The organism is Pseudomonas sp. Sample_20, from assembly GCF_004307585.1.
GTDB classification, from domain to species: Bacteria; Pseudomonadota; Gammaproteobacteria; order Pseudomonadales; family Pseudomonadaceae; genus Aquipseudomonas; species Aquipseudomonas atacamensis.
Window position 1 is genome coordinate 100385 of the sequence record NZ_RCOA01000128.1, and the last position, 18345, is coordinate 118729.

Below are 18345 nucleotides of genomic sequence, written 5' to 3' on the forward strand. Positions count from 1 at the left end.
AAATCTGGCAGTTGTACGACAACATAATAAAAACCTGAGCCACCCCGAGTGGCTATCATTTTTGAGATCTGCCATGTCCCGTCCTGAGTTTGCGCCAACCGTCCCCCCGCCCTTCCCTCGATATCTCGCCGTGATCATTCTGTTGTGCATGGGCTGTGCGTTCGCCGGCAACCACGTCGCGGCACGGGTCGCTTTTGATGATGGCGCGGGCGTGTTGCTGGCGATTCTGATGCGCTCGGGCGGGACCTTGCTGGTGCTGGCCATTCTCGTCCTGTGGCAGCGGCAAAGTCTGCGCCTGCCGACAGGCGCATGGCGTTGGCAACTGTTGTTGGGCCTGCTGATTACTGCGCAGAGCCTGTGTCTGTACTCCGCTGTCGCGCGGGTCCCGGTCGCTTTGGCGCTGCTGGTGGCCAACGTGTTTCCGATCCTGCTCGCCTTGCTGACCTGGGCGCTGGGCGGCCCACGACCAAGCGCGCGCACCGCGATGTTGATGGGCTTGATTCTCGTCGGGCTGGTGTTCGTGCTGGACGTTCCCGGACGTCTGTCAGACAGCGCGAGCGTCGGCCCGGAATGGCTACTGGGCGTCGCACTCGCCTTCTGCGCCGCCAGCGTCTTCGCCTGCGCGCTGTGGATCACCGACCACAAACTGTCGCAGGTGCGCGGCTCGGTGCGCAGCCTGCTGACCATCTTCATCGTCTTCAGCAGCGTCAACCTGGCCGGCCTGACCGGCGCCCTCCCCGGCGGACTCAACCTCCCCGCCACTTCAACCGGCTGGCTGGCCCTTGCCACGCTTGTCGTGCTCTATGGGACCGGCTTCATTGTGTTGTTCATTTCCGTGCCCCGACTGGACATGCCACGCAACGCCCCGGTGATGAATATCGAACCACTGGCGACGTTGTTGATGGGCTGGATTGTGCTGGATCAAATGCTCAGCAGAGGGCAGATCGTGGGGGGAGTGATTGTGGTGAGCGGGATTGTTTTGCTGACGTATCGGAAGGCTGCGGTGAAGGTTGGGGTGAAGGCTGAGGTTTGAGGGGGTGTGGTGGCGGGACTCCTGGTTGGCGAGTCCTGCTTATCGCCCCCGGCTCGATACCGAATCAGCAGAATTGCAGGCTCTCGAGGTCTACCTGGGCATAGCTTCCTATTTCACCCCTGTAGAGATAAATCACAGTTACCTCCAGCTCCGTTCGTAAGAATTCCGCCAGCGTTCTGAGTCTGGTGTTTGTGGTCATGGCAGGGCGTACAACCGTCGCGCTACCGGGTTGGTCATCGTAAGTTCTGACGAGAAACTGATCGACACCATCCAGAATCAGGTAATTGAACCCTCGATACTCATAGCCTGCGTCGTAGTCGACATCATCGAAACGGTCGGCCTTTTCTATTCTCAAGACGCCGCCCCGCTAATTCGACTCAGCGAAATTGAAACGGTCTGGCGCCTGAAAAGTAGATGGCGCTTCATTAGCGTCATTTACCAACTACCGTACGGGATGCCGAACTTATCAATGTAACGCTTGGCCTTCTCACTCACGGGATAGGCATACTGACCACCGTTCTTGCCCAACTCCGGCCCCAGCGGTTCCAACTCTGCTTGGGTGCGGGCTACTTTGATCGGGCGTCGACACTGATCTCTGACCCAGACTTGGACTATGCCACCTGGTGCGAGTCCCAAATACACAGAAGCCATGAAGCGCGCCGTCCTGTCGGGAGTTTCGGCGCAGCGCTGATGGGTAGATGTCACCATCACTCGCCTGGCTTCCTCAGGAAAATCCACCCAAGCCCGGTAGGTTTTTTGTTCCGGTATAGATTGCCAGCGTACGAAAATTCGCTTGGGCAGATCTGCGCCTATAACCGGTTTCCCCGTACCTCCCACACCTACCCAGCCGCGCGCGGATTCTTTGTCGTCATTTGGTTCAGCGCCGCTGGCGTTTCCTCCCCCGGCTCGCAGAAACGTTCGACCGTTGATGTCTTCCACTGAGCTGTCTTCGACCCAAACGTTCATGAAATTGGGCTTGATAAACGCCAGTTCCCACCAAGGATATTTGGGATCGTTTTCACCTGAATTGGAGCCTGTCGCGTGACAGCCGGTAAAGGCCAAAACGCCCAGTAGAGCCAAGAACATTCTCATTACCAAAGCTTCCAGTCAGCTACATGAGGATGCTGCATGCGAATGCCATCTTCCGTTGGTGAATTGATATAAACGGCTTTCAGGCCGCTGCCGTCCCGCCTTCCTTGCGGGTGATTCCAGTTGGCAGATGTGTGGATGTATTTCAATTGCAGCAATTTCTCCTCTTCAGCTGTGGTGCTGAAGTCACCGGCGATGAATCTTTCACAAAGCGGTTGCAGCTCTTGAGGAACGGCATACTCGGGTCGTTCGGGAATATCGTGGAGAGGAACACCTTTTTCTTTGGCCAATTGATACATGACTCTCAAATAAACCCTTGAGAGTTTGCCACTGACCGGGCGTTTGAGCTGAAGCCCAGCGTATACACGTTTGCGTTTAGGCCCGAAACGATCTTGCGGATCGGGCGGCAAAGCAAGCGCGGGGGGGGTTACGATTTCCAACAGATCGGCAGGCCATCCTTTGGCGACCCATTGTTTTTTTACCATCGCGGCGTCCTGATAGATCGAAGTTGATTGAACGTCAGTGTTGCTCCATACATCAAGTCTCTGCATAGGGCTGACCAATACGCATTCCTCGACTTCGTCGAGATAGCTACCACCGATATCCGAATGCACACCCGGAAAAACATATTCGGGATAATCGGGATTGACATTGCTGAGGGCGAAATTGGCACGACATTCATCGCGCGCCACCAAGTGGACAACATCCTTGAAGAAGCGAGGGTCGAGATACAGTTTAATGCCCGGAGCAATGGGGCTATGCACTCTACCGAAATTAGTGAAACCGGCAATTGACGGCACGGTGTCGAATAGACCGATGAAGCCCATCCGGATACTGCTGCCGTATTGATCGAGAAAGGTGCGGCTGAAATTATGAGCGTAAGTGCTAAGCAGATCCCTTAACGGCCCCTGCTTGCCTCGTACAATTTCATTGCAGAAATGACGTGCCGCCGCTGCACCTCGACTGAATCCAAAGGTGTCAAAAGTTAGCGAGGCAATTTCACTGTTCGGATTTTCTTGAATGGCGTCTTCAACAACCTGTTTGATGAACGTAAACGAAGTCTGCACCCTACCGGCGACTCCCGTCTCTCCACGTCCCGTGCCTTGACCGACGATACTGTCTTTCTCGTTGGATTGAGTACCGATGCCTTCGATGTATAAGGGGCGTGACACCTGTTTTATAGGCCCTCTCCATCAGCAATCGGAGCCTCGTAATACAGATCGGCAAGTTTTTTGATATTCGTCGCGCCAGAGCCATAACTGCTATCCGGATCTCGCATATAGGGCTGACAACTGGGAGGAATATCCTCAGGCGCAATCGGATGCTGAGCACCGCACAACAACCCCGCAGCAGAGTTGTTCGCATTGTTGCCTGTGCCATCAAAGAAAACCCCGATCCTCAACGCAATGCCTATTTTCTCAGGCTCGCGCGCGGGCTCTTTCCCGTGTTTCTCATATTCGGCCCAATGCTGGGCGTGTAGGTCGACGGGTTTGGCTTGTTCGTAGCGGTAGTTTTTCGGCGGGTTTGGAACGTAACCACTCAATCCTTGATTCCTTGTTCTGATCCTTGAAGAACGGCCCGAAGGGTGACAGTCGAGCCCGGGTGGTGCAAGCCGTGGCCGTGTGCCAGCCATGGCGCGCCCGGGGATAGCGACGAGGTTTTGCGCTCGTCGCATTGCGGGTCATTTGGCTATTTCGACTTTATCCAAAGCCTGATTTACCGCGATCTCGCCAAGCATGACGACCTGAGCGATGCCTAGCAGGGTTTTGCGGCGCGGGTTGTCGAGCAGCGCGGCGAAGTCGTAGAGCATGGTGGTGGCCGAGCCGAGGGATTCGCTGGCATTGGCCAGCAGGGACTCGGTGTCGTATTTCGGGTTGGCGAGGAACATCTGTTCCGGGGTGTTGGTGCTGGCCAGGATGTCTGCCGGGCCGAGGTAGTGATCGAGGGCGCGTTCGGCGGCTTCGTGAAGCTTTTTCGAGGCGCTGGATTCGTAGGGCGATGCGGGGTCGGTGGTTGGGGGATTGGGTGTGACTTTGAACATGGTGAAACTCCTGATTATTCGTCTGGAGCTACCAACATCACTTGCAGATGATGGGTGGCAGCTGTGTGCGGGTCTGCAAGACCGGGAAATCAGGAACCCGGCAGACCCGAAGGTCTCCCGCACAAAGCCGCCGTTGAGCGGACACGAACAAGTGTCCTTTGGCAGGGCTATGCGACTGATTCCGACGGGCTTGCAGACCCGATCACTGATGAGCAGTGACAGGAATCAAGTTACGGAGGGAACGGCAGACGCACAAGCCGGCGGATTCTGGCGTAGTCGTAGGGAATGGCGCAAGGCGTTGTAGCCGTTTGCTTAAGGCTGGAGTTACTGTTTAAACGGGCTGAGGGTTTTCTGTTTATGTGGCTGTGAATGGGCTGGCGTCATCGCGAGCAGGCTCGCTCCTTGGTATTGGGACGTTGATTAACCAACACGAGCCTCACACCACCCGCCGCGAATCCCGCCGTACCGCCTGCGGCGGCACGCCAAAGCCGCGCATGAACACCTCGCGCATGTGCCGGCGGTCACGAAACCCGGTTTCCCTGGCGACTACATCCAGACTGTGACTGCTCTGCTCGATCAGCAAACGCGCCGCTTCCAGGCGCAGGCTCTCTATCGCCTTGGCTGGTGACTGGCCGGTTTCGGCGGTGAACACGCGGGTGAATTGCCGCGGACTCAGGTGCACCACTTCGGCCAGTTCTTCGACGCTCAGCGGGCGATTGAGGTGCTTGCGCGCGTAATCCAGCGCACTCTGAATGCGATCGGATTTGGGCGACAGCGAGAGCAGTTCCGAATGCTGCGACTGGCCTCCGGACCTACGCTGATGCATCACCAGTCGATGGGCGACCGAGCGGGCGATTTCGCTGCCCAGATCCTTCTCGACCATACCCAGCGCCATGTCGACACCAGCGGTCATGCCCGCCGATGTCCACACCGGACCGTCGATGATGAAGATGCGGTCGTCCTCGACATTCACCGACGGATGCATCCTGCGCAGCGCCGGGGCGAACGTCCAGTGCGTGGTCACGCGGCGATTATCCAGTACACCGGCCTGCGCCAGTACGAACGAGCCGGTGCAGATGCCGGCCACGCGGCGTGCGCCGTCGGCGAGCCCGCGCACGCTGTGCAGCACGTCAGCATCGGGCGGCGTCAGCGGTGTCAGCGTTCCCGCCACCAGCCAACTGTCGGCCAGCCCGGCCGTCGTCAATGGCAACGTATCAACGTGCAGGCCCAGCGACGAGCTGACGATGCCGCCGGCCTGGGAAAAGTTCTGCACCTTGTACACGGCTTTGCCGGTGACGATGTTGGCGAACTCGAACACCGACTGGGTCGCCAGCGCCATGACCTGAAAACCTTCCGTGAGCAGATAGCCGACTCGATGCATGGTCGCGCTCCGTTGTTGAATGTCCTGAAACACTACCACATACGTCATTCAGGTCGGAGCAGGTTTTCTCCATCATGGCTTGCATACCAATCAATCCACTCGCGGGACGCAGCTCATGAAACTTGAAGCCAACACGATCTTCATCACCGGCGGCACTTCCGGCATCGGCCGCGCACTGGCCGAGGCCCTGCATCAGCGCGGCAACAAGGTCATCATCGCTGGTCGTCGCCAGACCCTGCTGGCAGAGATTGCCCAAGCGAATCCGGGCATCGACACCGTGCAGCTGGACATCAACGATGCGCAGCAGATCAAGGACGTCGCCGCCGAAGTCATCCGCCGCCATCCGTCGTTGAACGTAATCATCAACAACGCCGGGATCATGCCCTTCGACAACGCGGGTTCCGGCGACTTCAACGATGAACAGGCCGTCGGTCTGTTGCAGACCAACCTGCTCGGCCCAGTGCGCGTCAGCGCGGCGTTCGTCGAACACCTCAAGCGCCAGCCCGAGGCCTACATCATCAACAACAGCTCGGTGCTGGCCTACCTGCCGCTGGCGACCACGGCGCTATATTCGGCGACCAAAGCGGCGATCCATTCCTACTCGCTGTCGCAGCGTTTCATGCTGCGCGACACCAGCGTCAAGGTCCTGGAAATCGCGCCGCCTTGGGTTGATACCGACCTGATTCACAAGAGCGGCGACGAGCGCGCCATGCCGCTGGGCGAGTTTATCGAGGAAACCCTGATCAAGCTGGAAACCGCCACTACCGAAGTGCTGGTTGACCGAGTCTTGCCGCTGCGAGCCAACCAGGGCGCGAACGAGCATGGGTTGATCGAGCAGTTCAATCTGTCGCTGCTGGAAAATCCTATTCCGGTGGCCTGAACTCACCGACAGAAACACCCGGGCTCAATGCCCGGGTAGCCTGGCTGTTGATCATGTTCATTCACAACGCGGCAAGCCAAACACCACCCGCGCCCCGCTCGGCTCATTGCGCTCGGCCCACAATTTGCCGCCGTGTCCTTCAATGATCGTGCGGCAAATCGACAGGCCCATGCCCAGCCCGGTGGATTTGGTCGTGTAGAACGCCGTGAACACTTGCTCCGCCCGCTCGCAGGCAAAGCCCGGCCCTGAATCGCTGACACTGATGTGCACGTTATCACCCAGCGCCTCACTGCGAATCAGCAGACGTCGCTGCCCCTCTGCCATGATCGTCATGGCTTCGAGGCTGTTGATGATCAGGTTAAGCAGCACCTGTTGCAGTTCGACCCGGTCCGCCACTACGAAAGGCAAATCTGCCGCCAGCTCAACGCTGACTTCGGCGCCGTGCTTGAGCGCTTCGCCACGGCTGAAACCGACCATTTCTTCAATCAGCAGATTGAGGCTGACAGGCTGACGCTGCGGTGGCGTTTTGTGAATCAGCGCGCGGATGCGCCCGAGTACGTCGGCGGCGCGGTTGCCGTCGAGAATGATATGCCGCAGGCCCTGCTCGACTTCGTTGATATTTGGTGGCTTTGCACCGAGCCAGCGCAACGCGGCATTGGCATGGGTCACCGTGGCGGCGATCGGCTGATTGACTTCGTGGGCAATCGATGCGGCCAACTGGCCCATGGTTGCCACACGATTGGCGTGGGCCAGTTCCGTTTGCACCTGACGATAACGACGCTCGCCTTCGCGCACTTGCTCTTCAGCCAGCTTGCGTTCGCTGATATCCAGCACAAAGGCCAGGCCCTGTTGCTGACTCGCTTCGAAGGCGGCCAGACCGACAATCACCGGCAGCCGACTGCCGTCCTTGCGGATGTACTCCTTTTCGAACGGCTGGGCCCGGCCGGTGTGGATCGCCGTTGCCAGTGCAATATCGCTGTTAGCGCGCATCGCCGGCGGGGTCATGTCACGCCAATGGACATTGCCCGAAAGCAACTCATCACGGGTGTAACCGACCATGCGCAGGAACGCGTCGTTGGCCTCGATGATTTCCCCTTCCACGCCCCAGACGATGATGCCGATGATGTTGGCGTCGACCAGCCGACGGATCTTCGCTTCTCGCTCGGCGAGGTCGCGGTACAGGCGCGCGTTGTCCAGCGAGATCGCTGCCTGCGACGCCACCAGGCGCAACACGGCGAGACGCGTCGGGCTGAACACCCCGGCGGACAGGTTGTTTTCCAGATACAGCGCCCCGGCGACCCGCGCCTGATTCATCAATGCCAGGCAAAGGATCGAGCGCGCGCCTCGTTGCTGAACGTATGGATCAGCGGCGAACAGCGGATCGGCAACCGCGTCGTCCAGGCACAGGTTTTCGCCGGTGCGCAGCGTCTGGTAGAGCACCGACTCTGCCAGCGCCACCGTGTGCAGCGGCGCGTTGCACAACTGCGTGGCACCGTCGCCGATACGGGTTCGCGCAGCGACATAGGGAACGTCGGCGTTCAACAAAATAAGCAGGCCATGCTCGGCCCCGGCCTGTTCGATCGCGGTGCGCATCACCGTTTCGATCAAACGGTCCAGGACGATCTCGCCGGAGACTGCTTGAGAGACCTTGAGCACCGTTGCCAGGTCGAGATGTTCAACTGGCGTAATGAGCGTGGTGACCGGATTCGGTTGCGCCTCTTCGGCACGCAGAAAACGATGACGTCGCTCCAGCTCCCGCACCTTGCCAGCAGCCCCCCAACGCAGATAGGCATAACGTGCGTCGCGCAGGTAGACGCGGGATATCCTGGCCAGACCGCGAGCGCTGTAGAACCGTGCGGCCAGTTCGTTGGCCAGCGCTTGGATATGGAGCAAACCATTGTCCTGAGCCAATTGAATGGCTTGCTCGTACTGCAATTCGGCTTCGAGCAACTGCCCGGTGACGCGCGCCATTTCCGCGCCGACCAGCGCCACCTGACTGGCGAAGGTCTCTGCACACAAGCGCGCCCACGTCTGCAACTGTTCATGATGTTGACCCAGACGCTGCAAAGCACCGGCGTCAGTTTCGCCGTGGGCCGCCAAGGTCAAAGCCGCGTAGAAATGGTATTCGGCCTCCTCGAAAAACGCCGAAACCACCCACAAAAGTCCCTGCGCCTGGGCCGCGCACTCAGCGGCCGCCGCGTAATCCCCGGCCAGATAGCGCGCCTGCAACTTGCGTACCCAGTACTTGCCGCGCGCCAGCGCCAGATCCGCCGAACCGGCCAGATGCGCTTCGACAGCTGTTTCATCGAACCCCTCATCGTCGAAACAGCCGAACGTCGGCGTCTGCCCGCGCAGCATGCGGATCAGCGTCAACTGGCAGCGCATGAAATCCGCCACCAGACCGAAACCGACCTTTTGTGCATAGACCAGCCCTGATTCCGCTTGCGCCTGCACCTCGGCCAGCGGCTCGCCGATAAACAACAGATCGGAAATCAGGCTGTTTCCAGCGAACGCTGCATACGGCAGATCGCCGCTGCGATGGGCCGCGTTGAGCGCACGGCGCAACAGTTCGCGGCACTCGCGCACTGGCCGCATCCAGCGCACCACGAAGATCGAGAAGCACAACCAAGTGCTCGCTTCATAACGCGTGAGCCCGCGCCGATCAACCAGATCGCAGCCCAGACGGCCAAATCGATAACCAGCGGCATAGTCGCCAAAACGCGGCCCCGACACTCGCCCGAAGTTGGCATAGAGCAGGCAGGAGGCGTCGCAGTTGCCATATTGCAGGCTCAGGCTGATCGCTTTGCAAATGGTCAGGCTGGCGAGGTTCAGATCCGACTGCACCGCCGGCGCGAAGAGTTTGCCCAGCGCATCGAGGGTGGCCCGCGCGGCAGGATCCTCCATCAGCGGCAAGTCGATCATCTGCTCGATACTGCGCCCGCGCAGCCTGGTCCAGACCTGCTGATATTCGTCGCGCACCTGAATATCGTCCGGACGCGCTGGCCAATCGATGCCGACCTGACGCAGAAAGGCCAGACACACCGTCACCGCCCGGTCACTGCGATCGAGCAGCAAGTAGACATCCATCTGCATGCACGCCACCGCCGCGCGCTCGACGGTGGTCACGGCGCGCTCGGCCAATGTCGCCAGGCGCGAGTCGGCAAGCTGCAGTTGGCCGGTGAGAAATTCGCACTCGGCACGGTTCAGCTCCAGAGCGAAACCCAGTTCATGCCGACTGTCATAACCCTGCTCGCCCAACAGTTCTGAGCCGGCGCCCAGATAGGTCAGTGCTGAGGTATAAGCGGTCGAGGCCTTCGCTCGCTGGCCGGCGAGCAGATTGAACTCGGCCAGCTGCTCGCGCTCGGCACGCAGGCTGATCAGATGCGCACCGCGATTGAGCTGGCCGACAATCTCGAAGATCGCCTCCTCGCGCCGCTCACCCTGGGTTTGCAGTGCCAGCAGCCGGCCGATGCGCAGGTGCATTTGCGCCCGTTCGGTTTCCGCGATCAGCGAATACGCCGCCTCATGGATGCGATCATGCACAAACCTGTAGGCACCGTCCTGACGCTCGACCAACTCCAGCCGCACCGCCGGCGACAATGCGGAGTGAACGTGAGGCACCGGCACATCAAGGACTGTGGCCAGCGTGTCGAGACGCGCGACGTTGCCCAGGCAGGCCAGTTGTTGCAGCGCCTGGCGGGTTTCCTGGGGCAGCCGCGCCAGTTTGCCGACCATCAAATCGACGACATTGTCGGTGTAGCCCTTGCCGTTGATCAGGTGCACATCCCACCGCCAGCGCTGGCGCGCAGGCTCGTATGTCAGCAGCTTCTCCTCGGCCAGGGCGTGCAGAAACTGGATGACGAAGAACGGATTGCCAGCGGTCTTGTCCAGTACCAGCCGCGCCAGCGCGACAATGCTCGCCGGCGGGCAGCGCAGTGACTCGCTGATCAGTTGTTCGATGTGCGCGCCAGCCAGTGGCGCCAGACGAATTTCGTCAATGTGTACGTCGGCGTGATGCAGGGTCTTGAGTGTGCGGCTGAGTGGGTGATCGCCATCTACCTCGTTGTCGCGATAAGCACCGACCAGCAGCAGATGAGGGGTCTCTGCGCGACTGAGCATATCTTCGAGCAGATCAAGGGTGGCCGCGTCGAGCCATTGCAGGTCGTCAAGGAACAGCGCCAACGGATGCTCGGCCTGAGCGAACACGCCGATAAAACGCTGCAAGACCTGAAGGAACCGCTGCTGCGCCTGTTGCGGCTCCAACTCAGGCACGGGCGGCGGCTCGCCGATGATCAGCTTGAGTTCGGGGATCAGATCGGTGATCAACCGCGCATTCGCTTCCAGTGCCCGCAACAGTGCTTCGCGCCAGCCCGCCAGTACGTCGGTGCGCTTGCCCAATAGCGTCCGCACCAGCCCCTGAAAGGCCTGAACCAGGGTCGAATAAGGCACGTCGCGCTGGTACTGGTCGAACTTGCCGGCGGCGAACAAGCCACGCGACGGCACCAGCACCTTGTGCAGTTCACTGACCACCGACGATTTGCCGATGCCGGAATAGCCGGATACCAGCACCAGTGTCGGCGCGCCTGTCTGCACCACATTGGCGAAGGCATCGATCAACGTTTGCACTTCGTGTTCGCGGCCGTAGAGTTTTTCCGGAATCAGCAAGCGCTCGCAGGCGCCCTGCTCGTTCAACGTGAACGTCTCGATCTGCCGCATACGGCGCCAGTCATCGAGGCAACGGCGCAAGTCATGCTCGACACCGGCTGCGCTCTGATAGCGTTCCTCGGCCGTTTTCGCCAGCAGTTTCATGACCAGTCGCGAGAACATCGGCGGCACCGTCGCCACCCGTTCACACACGGGCATTGGCAGCCGCGCGATATGGCAATGCACCCACTCCGTCGGGTCATTTGCACTGAACGGCAGCGAGCCGGTGAGCATCTGGTAAAGCGTCACGCCAAAGGCATACAGATCACTACGCGAATCGATCGAACGATTCATCCGCCCGGTTTGTTCCGGCGCCATGTAGGCCAGCGTCCCGGCGATAGATTCCGGTGGCGTGGGCGCTTGCCGCTCCCGTGGCAAGCGCGTGGCCAGGCCGAAGCCGGTCAGCCGCGCCTGCCCATCATGACAATGGACAAAAACATGCTGCGGTTTCAGGTCTTTGTGCACCAGACCACGCTGATGCATATGGCCCAGTGCCTTGGCGATGTTCGTGGCCAATTCCAGACAGGTTTCGATATCCAGCGGGGCGACCAGCAACCGCGACAACGGCTCGCCGCCCGGATCGTCGAACAGCAGACGAACTCGGGTGCCCGTACGCTCGAAAGCTGTCGGCTGCAACGCCCAGGCAGGATTGAGGTCGTCCCTGAGGCTGTATTCATGCGCCAGACGCTCCAGGGTGCTCGGCAATGGCTGGCCCATCGCCGGACGCACCGCCAGTAGGCTGCCATCATTCGAACCGCGCTCACGGGACAGCACCCGCTCGCCGTCGTCCCACAAAATCTGTTTTCTGCTGGCCATCTGCGTCAACACTGCTCAGGTTTTTTGCCGCACGGTGAGTTGCACGTCGCCAGCGCTCAGGGGTTGCGCTGGACAGGCTCGATGCCCAGCGCTTCTGCGATACGCACCAGATCGGCCACTGAACGTGCGGCCATTTTGCGCATGACCTGGCCACGGTGGACCTTGACCGTGACCTCGCTGAGGTTGAGCTGTCCGGCAATCTGTTTGTTCATCAGCCCGGCAATGACGAAGCCGAGCACTTCGCGCTCACGTGCGGTCAGGGTTTGGTAAGCCCGACACAAAACGGCGCCGGAGTGTTCGGCTGCCAGCCGCGCACGGTCGCGAGCCAACGCACTGGCCACGGCGTCGAGCATGTCCTGATCACGGAACGGCTTGGCCAGAAAATCCACCGCGCCGGCCTTCATCGCCTTGACGCTCATGGCGATGTCGCCGTGGCCGGTCATGAACACCACGGGGATGCGCAAGCCGTTTTTTTCCATCTGTTCCTGAAACGTCAGGCCACTTTCGCCGCGCAGGCGCACGTCGAGCACCAGGCAACCGGGTACCTCACGTTGCGCTTGCGCGAGAAAATCTCCGGCGCTGTCGAAGGTTTGCACCTGGAGGCCGATCGAGCGCAGCAAGCTGTCGAGCGCCTGGCGCATTGAGGCATCGTCATCGACCACGTACACCACTGGCTCGCCGAGCACGCCGGGACTTTGCGCAGGGCTGGAATGCGACCACAAGGTCATTGTGTCTCCTCGGCGAGATCGCAGCACGCGTTGGGCTGGTCAATAAATCTAGTTCAGGATGGCCACCGCATCCAGACACCTGCCGGACGGTCAGCAATCAGGCTAACAGTCAGCGCCATTGCCGGCCGGCCAGAAACCCCTGAAAATCGGCCAGGCTGAGGCAGTCCGCCGCCAGCGCTGCAAACAGGCAGGCCCGCGATGTCCACTCATCCCGCTTTTACAACGGCTCCGCGCGACGTGGTGTTCATCGCCTACCCACGCCTGAGCCTGCTCGATCTCAGCGGTGCGCAAACCGTGTTCTGGGCCGCGAGCAAAGCCATGGCCGAGCGCGGGCAGTCTGGATATCAACTGCACACCGCCAGCCTCAACGGTGGCTTGATCCAGACCGTCGAAGGGCTGTCCATCGACACCCAAGCGTTAACCACGCTCGACACCGCCGCGCTGGACACGCTGGTCGTGCCCGGCGCCCCTGACATCTGCCAGACCCTTGAGAAGCACCGCGAACTGAGCGACTGGCTGCAGGACCATGCTCACCTCGCCCGCCGCGTGGTCTCGGTGTGCAGTGGCGCGTTTCTGCTGGCTCAGGCCGGATTGCTCGACGCCCGCCGCGCTGCCACTCACTGGGCGATGTGCGACGCTTTGCGCGATCGCTTTCCAGCGGTCGAGGTAGATGCCGACGCGATCTTCATTCAGCAAGGCAAGGTCTGGACCTCGGCCGGAGTCACCGCCGGGATCGATCTGGCGCTGGCGCTGGTCGAGGCCGATTGCGGCCGTGAAGTGACGTTGCAAGTCGCGCGGGAATTGGTGGTGTACATCAAACGCCCCGGCGGCCAGGCGCAATACAGCACGCTGCTGCAATCGCAGGCGCAGGACGCTGCAATGTTCGATGATCTGCACCTTTGGCTCATGGAGCGCCTCGGCGATCCGAATCTGACGGTGGAGCGCCTCGCCGAGCAAGCCGCAATGAGCCTGCGCAACTTCACGCGGGTCTATAAAGCGCGCACCGGGCGCACACCGTCGAAAGCGCTCGAGCTGTTCCGACTCGAAGCGGCCAAACGCCTACTGGAAAACTCCCCGCACAAAATCGAACGAATCGCCCGCATCTGCGGCTTCAACGATGAAGAACGCCTGCGCGCCTGCTTCCAGCGCCACCTGTCGATCTCCCCGCGCGACTACCGCAGTCGCTTCAGCCGCGATGGCTGAACCGCTATACCTACGTATAGTTTTGCCCGCTGGCCATCAGCGTATGGTGCAAGAACGACAGGAGTCACCAGCTCGGCCGCCCGGCCCGGGAGCGTTATGCACAAGACGCATGTCATTGCGGTAGTGGACGACGACGAGGCAATGCGCACATCGCTGAGCAGCCTGCTGCGGGCGTCGGGGTATCAGGTGTTCTGCTATGCGGCGCCGGCGGACTACCTTGACTCGGACGGGCCGGTGCAGACTGATTGTTTGATCTCCGATATTCAGATGCCGGGCATGGGTGGTTTGCAGATGCTGGATGCACTGCGGGCGCGAGGCTGGCGGATGCCGGTGATTTTTGTGTCGGCGGATCAGAGTGGTTTGCTTTGCGCCAAGTTTCGAGAAGCCGATGTCGTTGCCTGCCTGCGTAAACCCTTTGCGGCGGACGAGCTACTTGCCTGGGTTGAGTTTGCACCGCGTAAATCTGAAAACACTTGATAAGGCCCTCATCGCATTGAATTGCGTGTCGCCTGGATTTATCGCCCCCTATCGACTCGGTCGATCAGGCCGATTTCTGACAGAAGACAACACGGTCGGCTCCCTCTCCTCGAGGAGAGGGCTGGGAGCGAGGGGAAGCTCCAGAGATTACGGAGGTAGTTGAGCTACCCCATTTCCTTAAGCGCTGACTTGATCACACGGAAATGAGATGCGCCTCAGAATCTAGAATCAAAGCGCCACTAACTGCCACTGCAAACTCCGCCTGTCACCCTCCACCCCGTTCAAAAAGGACCAGAACAAGGAACCAAGGATTGAGCGGCTACGTCCCCAACCCACCCAAGGGTTACCGCAACACCGGCGTCGAACCTGTCGACCTAAACGCCCAACACTGGGCGCAATACAAAGAACTCCCGCCAGCGCCAGACGCGAAACCCGGCCTCAAGGGTTGCGTCTTCGCCAAAAGCTGCAACCTGCCCGACGGCGAAATCAACCACAGCAACCCGACAGGGTTCGTCCCCGTTGAAAAACTGGCGGACTACGGGCTATGGGCCGTTTTGGCCACTGGCGCAGCGATTACCGCCGAAGGCACGTCCCTCCAGTTTGTCGGCGGCTCCGCAACCGGTAGTGCCGTTGCCCATCGGCTGGGTGGCTCACTCGCGCTAGGCCTACTCGACGGTGCAGGCGCCATGGCAGCAGGCGCGGCCGTGGGCACGGTGGCGCTATTGATGCCCAACACCAGCATCGCCCCGGACAGTGCCTTCTATAAGGACGAGCAATACGCCACGCTTGAAACCGGCCGAACGCGTGTTCGTGTCAACGTAAAAACGTTGCCGGACGGCTCCGTCAACGCCTACGGCTTTTACACCGGCGGCAAGAAGGACTGGGAAAATGTACCGGTCATCAAAGCGCAGAAAGACGGCGAAAAATTCATCGCCGACATCGGCGACGGCATCGGTCTGACCTGGACACCCGGAGCAAGCTCCGATGGAGTGCTGGGGATCCCAGCGCTGGAAGGTGCCCCTCAGCTACCTCCCGTCTGGGTCTATCCGCCGACACCTCAGTCGGACACGCTGCTGGCCAACCCCGCGCACCCACCTGAGTTCCAGGATGCGATCATCTGGTTCCCGGAGGATGCGGGGATTGAGCCCATCTACATCGTGCTCAGCACGCAGCTAGAGAAGAATAAGCAAAAGGGCAAAGCGTTCGAAGAAGCGTCTTTTGACGAATTCAGTAAGATCAAACCTGAAGCCGCTCGTGAGGTCACCGTCAAAACCGACAGCGGTGTACGCACGCGCATTGATATGATGGGCCGCGATGCGGACGGCAACATCTCCTGCGTCGAATGCAAATCTTCTGAAACAGCGCCACTGACGCGCAACCAGAAACTGGGCTTTCCAGAAATAGAAAAGACCGGCGCAACCGTCGTCGGCAAAGGTAAACCCGGCTTCACCGGAGGCACCCGAATCCCACCCACCAGAGTCGACATCATTCGACCTGACCCGACCCTCTGAGGGAGCAGACATGTCCATCACCGAAACAAAAGTCGTCGACATCATCGCAGTGCCCGAGTGGGAACCCGACAATGTCGTACTCGTCATCACTGATCACTTGGAATGGGGCGACAAAGCCCAACAGGGTGAACACCTGTTGTTGCTACAGGAGAAGATCAATACCTACATCGCCTTCATCGAGAGCGGCGAACTGCTGGAAAGCTATCCGCCAGCCAAGGGCAAGAATCCGAAAATTCGCATCAATGGTTTATATGAGCTACCTGAGCAAGGTGAAACCTTTGTCGACCGCGTGACCGAGGTACTCAAAGGCGTAGGCATCGGAATGGAATTTGTGCTTAAGGACGACTTTGCTGTTCGACACTAGGCGTGTGAGCTAGTAGAGCTAAAGCAAAGCAAAGGGCGGCAAGCCACAGAGCTGTAGCTCGGTTCCCTCAGAGGGATTGAACAAACCGGCTGGAGGCCAAGGATCCGCAGTGTCCTTAACAGACCCGAACATTATCGATATGTGGGGAATCCCCAAATCGGACAGTGGCGCCATCATCCTGGGCATCGCTGACCACCTAGGATGGGGCAATAAGACCCTACAAGCCGAGCACCTGCTCGCGCTACAACGGAAGATAAACGGCTACATCGCTTTCATCGAAAGCGGTGAGATCTATAACAAGATTCCCGCTGCACTCGGCAAGTCACTTGTAATCCGTGTTTACGGCAAGTACGAGGTTTCGGAGCAGGGGGAATTGTTCTTCGAGCGCGTGGCCGAGCTCCTGAGAAAAATGGGAATCGGTTTTGAGTTCGTTTTCAAAGCAGACTAAGCGCTATGTCATTTGTGATCCCAGTGTTGACAAGTAATTTTTTCACCTGCCAGCCGAGGCGTTTTTCTGCTGATCTACGGCCAACAGTGGAAGAGCCAAAAAGCCCGTCTACGACGCGACTTGCTTGAAACTCTCCGCCCCACGGCGCAACGGCCTTGAGATCGGCCTAAACAGATTCGGGTCTCCGATATTCTGAAAAGGTGAGATGAGCAGGCACGTACAGCGCATAAACACGACTTGGCAAGCACGTTTAAATTACACCGATTTCTCCTCCAAAAAGCCTACAACGCCTTGCGCCGCTGCCTACGGGTACTTCAGAATCCGCCGGCTTGTGCGTCTAGGCTGCGGGTCCTATCGTTTGTCGGTCACTGAAATAGGTGATCGGGTTTGGTAGCCCGCAGTGTTAGATATACAGATCTGCCGTCGAGATTTCTGTCTCGGATTTGCGGTGGCCATGTATAGGGCGTCCTAGGACGCGCCGGATCCTAACACCCGGTCTACCAACCTGTGCATGGCCGCCACCCTTCGTTTGGTAGCGAAAGGGTGAAGCCTCCCTTAAATGTGTTAGGAGCTTCATCAATGTTCAAAGTAACCCCAAACCCGCCGGAAGCGGATTCAATCCCGTACGACCCTGCTCTGGAACCTCAGCGGATAAAAGATGCGGCTGCTCGCGCCATCAACTTTTACCTCGACCCTCAGACGCTCAAAACCACCATTCCCAAGCGCCAGCCAGGCAGGATCTTTCTCATTGACCCGACGGTGGATGAGGAAACGTTGCTCGTCGAAGCCTGTGAATCGCTGGCAGCCGCCAATGACATGGCCCGCGAAATCGGCGGCGTGATTGACCATCCACAGCGTCGATCGCTGCTGATGTTGCAGCAGGTGATCATGTTGAGTGAGCTCATCGTCAATCGCGTGCTCGACAGCCGACGCGTGTCGAACTAGCCGGCCATCGAGGCATGAGGGGGCGTGCTCCCCTCACTGCCAGCGGACGCGCCACAGCCGTGGCGCGTCGTCCTCATACCCAGACGCTCAAGCGGCGCTCATCGGAGTTTCAGCTGATGTCACAGACACCGTCCCATCCGCCGGTCACCGAATCGGTATCGCCTTATGAATCCTTCCATTCAAAAAAACTTCACGACGCCGCCGAGCGCGCGCTCGACCATTACCTCGCGCCGGCCAAGATCAACGCCACGCCCTACAGTCCCAACACGTTGTTTATGGTCAATCCTGAGTCCGACACAGAATCACTGTTGGTCAACGCTTGCGAATCCCTGGCTTCCGCCACGGTGATGCTCAGCGATTTCGCCGGAATGCTGGAGGGTTCACGACGCAATACCCTGTTGGGCATCGCGCAGGTGGTCATGCTAGGAGAATTGGCCGTCAACAAAGCGTTGGATAACGTAGTGCCCACAGACTGAACAACGGCATCGGCCGCGCAGGCGTGCTGGCACCTGCGCTGCGTCGCCCATTTCAGCGAGCCAGGTAGGCGCTGTCCAAGCTGACCAGAAAGCTGCGAATGTTGTTCTGCACCGCGCGGTTGATCGATTCCTTGATTCTCACCAGCTCCGAAAAAGGCATAACCCGAAAGGACTTCGCCGATCGCGGCGATGTTCGTTTCGAACAACACCTCGCCCGGTATTCCCACCTCGCCCCCCATACCTTCGTAT

Annotated in this window: 14 protein-coding genes and 2 pseudogenes; 9 read left to right on the top strand and 7 right to left on the bottom strand. The window is 59.5% G+C overall.

The window, feature by feature from the left end; all coding sequences use genetic code 11:
- Positions 1-73: 73 nt before the first annotated feature.
- Positions 74-1033: a DMT family transporter gene (locus D8U70_RS25750; protein ID WP_073475186.1), complete on the top strand. Its 960-nt coding sequence runs from the start codon at positions 74-76 to the stop codon at positions 1031-1033.
- 435 nt (positions 1034-1468) lie between these two features.
- On the opposite strand, the gene D8U70_RS25760 is transcribed toward D8U70_RS25750, so the two are convergent.
- From D8U70_RS25760 to D8U70_RS25775, 4 genes and pseudogenes are all read right to left on the bottom strand, one after another.
- On the bottom strand, positions 1469-2125 hold the full coding sequence (locus tag D8U70_RS25760) for a DUF2931 family protein (protein WP_016774283.1): 657 nt from the start codon (positions 2123-2125) through the stop codon (positions 1469-1471).
- A pseudogene (locus D8U70_RS25765) lies at positions 2125-3665 on the bottom strand (DUF2235 domain-containing protein). The gene D8U70_RS25760 and the pseudogene D8U70_RS25765 overlap by 1 nt, the downstream one beginning before the upstream one ends.
- A 138-nt stretch (positions 3666-3803) precedes the next feature.
- The gene (locus D8U70_RS25770; RefSeq protein ID WP_024012551.1) at positions 3804-4163 is read right to left on the bottom strand and encodes a DUF6124 family protein; all 360 of its coding nucleotides are present in this window, start codon (positions 4161-4163) and stop codon (positions 3804-3806) included.
- Positions 4164-4599: 436 nt separating this feature from the next.
- Positions 4600-5544, bottom strand: coding sequence for a GlxA family transcriptional regulator (locus tag D8U70_RS25775; protein WP_130930064.1), 945 nt, complete (start codon positions 5542-5544; stop codon positions 4600-4602).
- Between the two features lie 115 nt (positions 5545-5659).
- Between D8U70_RS25775 and D8U70_RS25780 the strand changes: the two genes are divergently transcribed.
- Positions 5660-6424, top strand: a complete 765-nt coding sequence (locus tag D8U70_RS25780) for an SDR family NAD(P)-dependent oxidoreductase (RefSeq protein ID WP_071171898.1) — start codon at positions 5660-5662, stop codon at positions 6422-6424.
- A 57-nt stretch (positions 6425-6481) separates the two neighbouring features.
- Here D8U70_RS25780 and D8U70_RS25785 read toward each other — a convergent pair whose 3' ends face one another.
- On the bottom strand, positions 6482-11944 hold the full coding sequence (locus D8U70_RS25785) for an ATP-binding sensor histidine kinase (protein ID WP_130930065.1): 5463 nt from the start codon (positions 11942-11944) through the stop codon (positions 6482-6484).
- 56 nt (positions 11945-12000) lie between these two features.
- Complete coding sequence (locus D8U70_RS25790) at positions 12001-12672, bottom strand: response regulator transcription factor (protein ID WP_016774275.1); 672 nt, start codon at positions 12670-12672, stop codon at positions 12001-12003.
- Between the two features lie 198 nt (positions 12673-12870).
- On the opposite strand from D8U70_RS25790, the gene D8U70_RS25795 reads away from it, so the two are divergent.
- The 7 genes from D8U70_RS25795 to D8U70_RS25825 all read left to right on the top strand — a co-directional run bounded on the left by D8U70_RS25795 (position 12871) and on the right by D8U70_RS25825 (position 18096).
- Complete coding sequence (locus tag D8U70_RS25795) at positions 12871-13875, top strand: DJ-1/PfpI family protein (protein WP_110645792.1); 1005 nt, start codon at positions 12871-12873, stop codon at positions 13873-13875.
- Between the two features lie 96 nt (positions 13876-13971).
- Positions 13972-14352, top strand: coding sequence for a response regulator (locus D8U70_RS25800; RefSeq protein ID WP_016774274.1), 381 nt, complete (start codon positions 13972-13974; stop codon positions 14350-14352).
- A gap of 311 nt (positions 14353-14663) precedes the next feature.
- The gene (locus D8U70_RS25805; protein ID WP_073475197.1) at positions 14664-15863 is read left to right on the top strand and encodes an S-type pyocin domain-containing protein; all 1200 of its coding nucleotides are present in this window, start codon (positions 14664-14666) and stop codon (positions 15861-15863) included.
- A 10-nt stretch (positions 15864-15873) separates the two neighbouring features.
- Positions 15874-16227, top strand: a complete 354-nt coding sequence (locus tag D8U70_RS25810) for a DUF6572 domain-containing protein (RefSeq protein WP_016774273.1) — start codon at positions 15874-15876, stop codon at positions 16225-16227.
- Positions 16228-16336: 109 nt separating this feature from the next.
- Positions 16337-16675 (top strand): DUF6572 domain-containing protein, encoded by a 339-nt coding sequence (locus tag D8U70_RS25815; RefSeq protein WP_073475200.1) that lies wholly within the window; start codon positions 16337-16339, stop codon positions 16673-16675.
- A 579-nt stretch (positions 16676-17254) separates the two neighbouring features.
- On the top strand, positions 17255-17620 hold the full coding sequence (locus D8U70_RS25820; protein WP_016774271.1) for a hypothetical protein: 366 nt from the start codon (positions 17255-17257) through the stop codon (positions 17618-17620).
- A 116-nt stretch (positions 17621-17736) separates the two neighbouring features.
- The gene (locus tag D8U70_RS25825; protein ID WP_016774270.1) at positions 17737-18096 is read left to right on the top strand and encodes a DUF6124 family protein; all 360 of its coding nucleotides are present in this window, start codon (positions 17737-17739) and stop codon (positions 18094-18096) included.
- A 52-nt stretch (positions 18097-18148) separates the two neighbouring features.
- Here the strand turns inward: D8U70_RS25825 and D8U70_RS27875 are convergent.
- A pseudogene (locus D8U70_RS27875) lies at positions 18149-18345 on the bottom strand (hypothetical protein); the annotation flags it as partial.

Coding starts and splice junctions, on each gene's coding strand:
- D8U70_RS25780 (WP_071171898.1), top strand. CDS start 5,660: ATGAAACTTGAAGCCAACACGATCTTCATCACCGGCGGCACTTCCGGC.
- D8U70_RS25825 (WP_016774270.1), top strand. CDS start 17,737: ATGTCACAGACACCGTCCCATCCGCCGGTCACCGAATCGGTATCGCCT.
- D8U70_RS25785 (WP_130930065.1), bottom strand. CDS start 11,944: ATGGCCAGCAGAAAACAGATTTTGTGGGACGACGGCGAGCGGGTGCTG.
- D8U70_RS25775 (WP_130930064.1), bottom strand. CDS start 5,544: ATGCATCGAGTCGGCTATCTGCTCACGGAAGGTTTTCAGGTCATGGCG.
- D8U70_RS25800 (WP_016774274.1), top strand. CDS start 13,972: ATGCACAAGACGCATGTCATTGCGGTAGTGGACGACGACGAGGCAATG.
- D8U70_RS25795 (WP_110645792.1), top strand. CDS start 12,871: ATGTCCACTCATCCCGCTTTTACAACGGCTCCGCGCGACGTGGTGTTC.
- D8U70_RS25770 (WP_024012551.1), bottom strand. CDS start 4,163: ATGTTCAAAGTCACACCCAATCCCCCAACCACCGACCCCGCATCGCCC.
- D8U70_RS25820 (WP_016774271.1), top strand. CDS start 17,255: ATGTTCAAAGTAACCCCAAACCCGCCGGAAGCGGATTCAATCCCGTAC.
- D8U70_RS25750 (WP_073475186.1), top strand. CDS start 74: ATGTCCCGTCCTGAGTTTGCGCCAACCGTCCCCCCGCCCTTCCCTCGA.
- D8U70_RS25760 (WP_016774283.1), bottom strand. CDS start 2,125: ATGAGAATGTTCTTGGCTCTACTGGGCGTTTTGGCCTTTACCGGCTGT.
- D8U70_RS25810 (WP_016774273.1), top strand. CDS start 15,874: ATGTCCATCACCGAAACAAAAGTCGTCGACATCATCGCAGTGCCCGAG.
- D8U70_RS25790 (WP_016774275.1), bottom strand. CDS start 12,672: ATGACCTTGTGGTCGCATTCCAGCCCTGCGCAAAGTCCCGGCGTGCTC.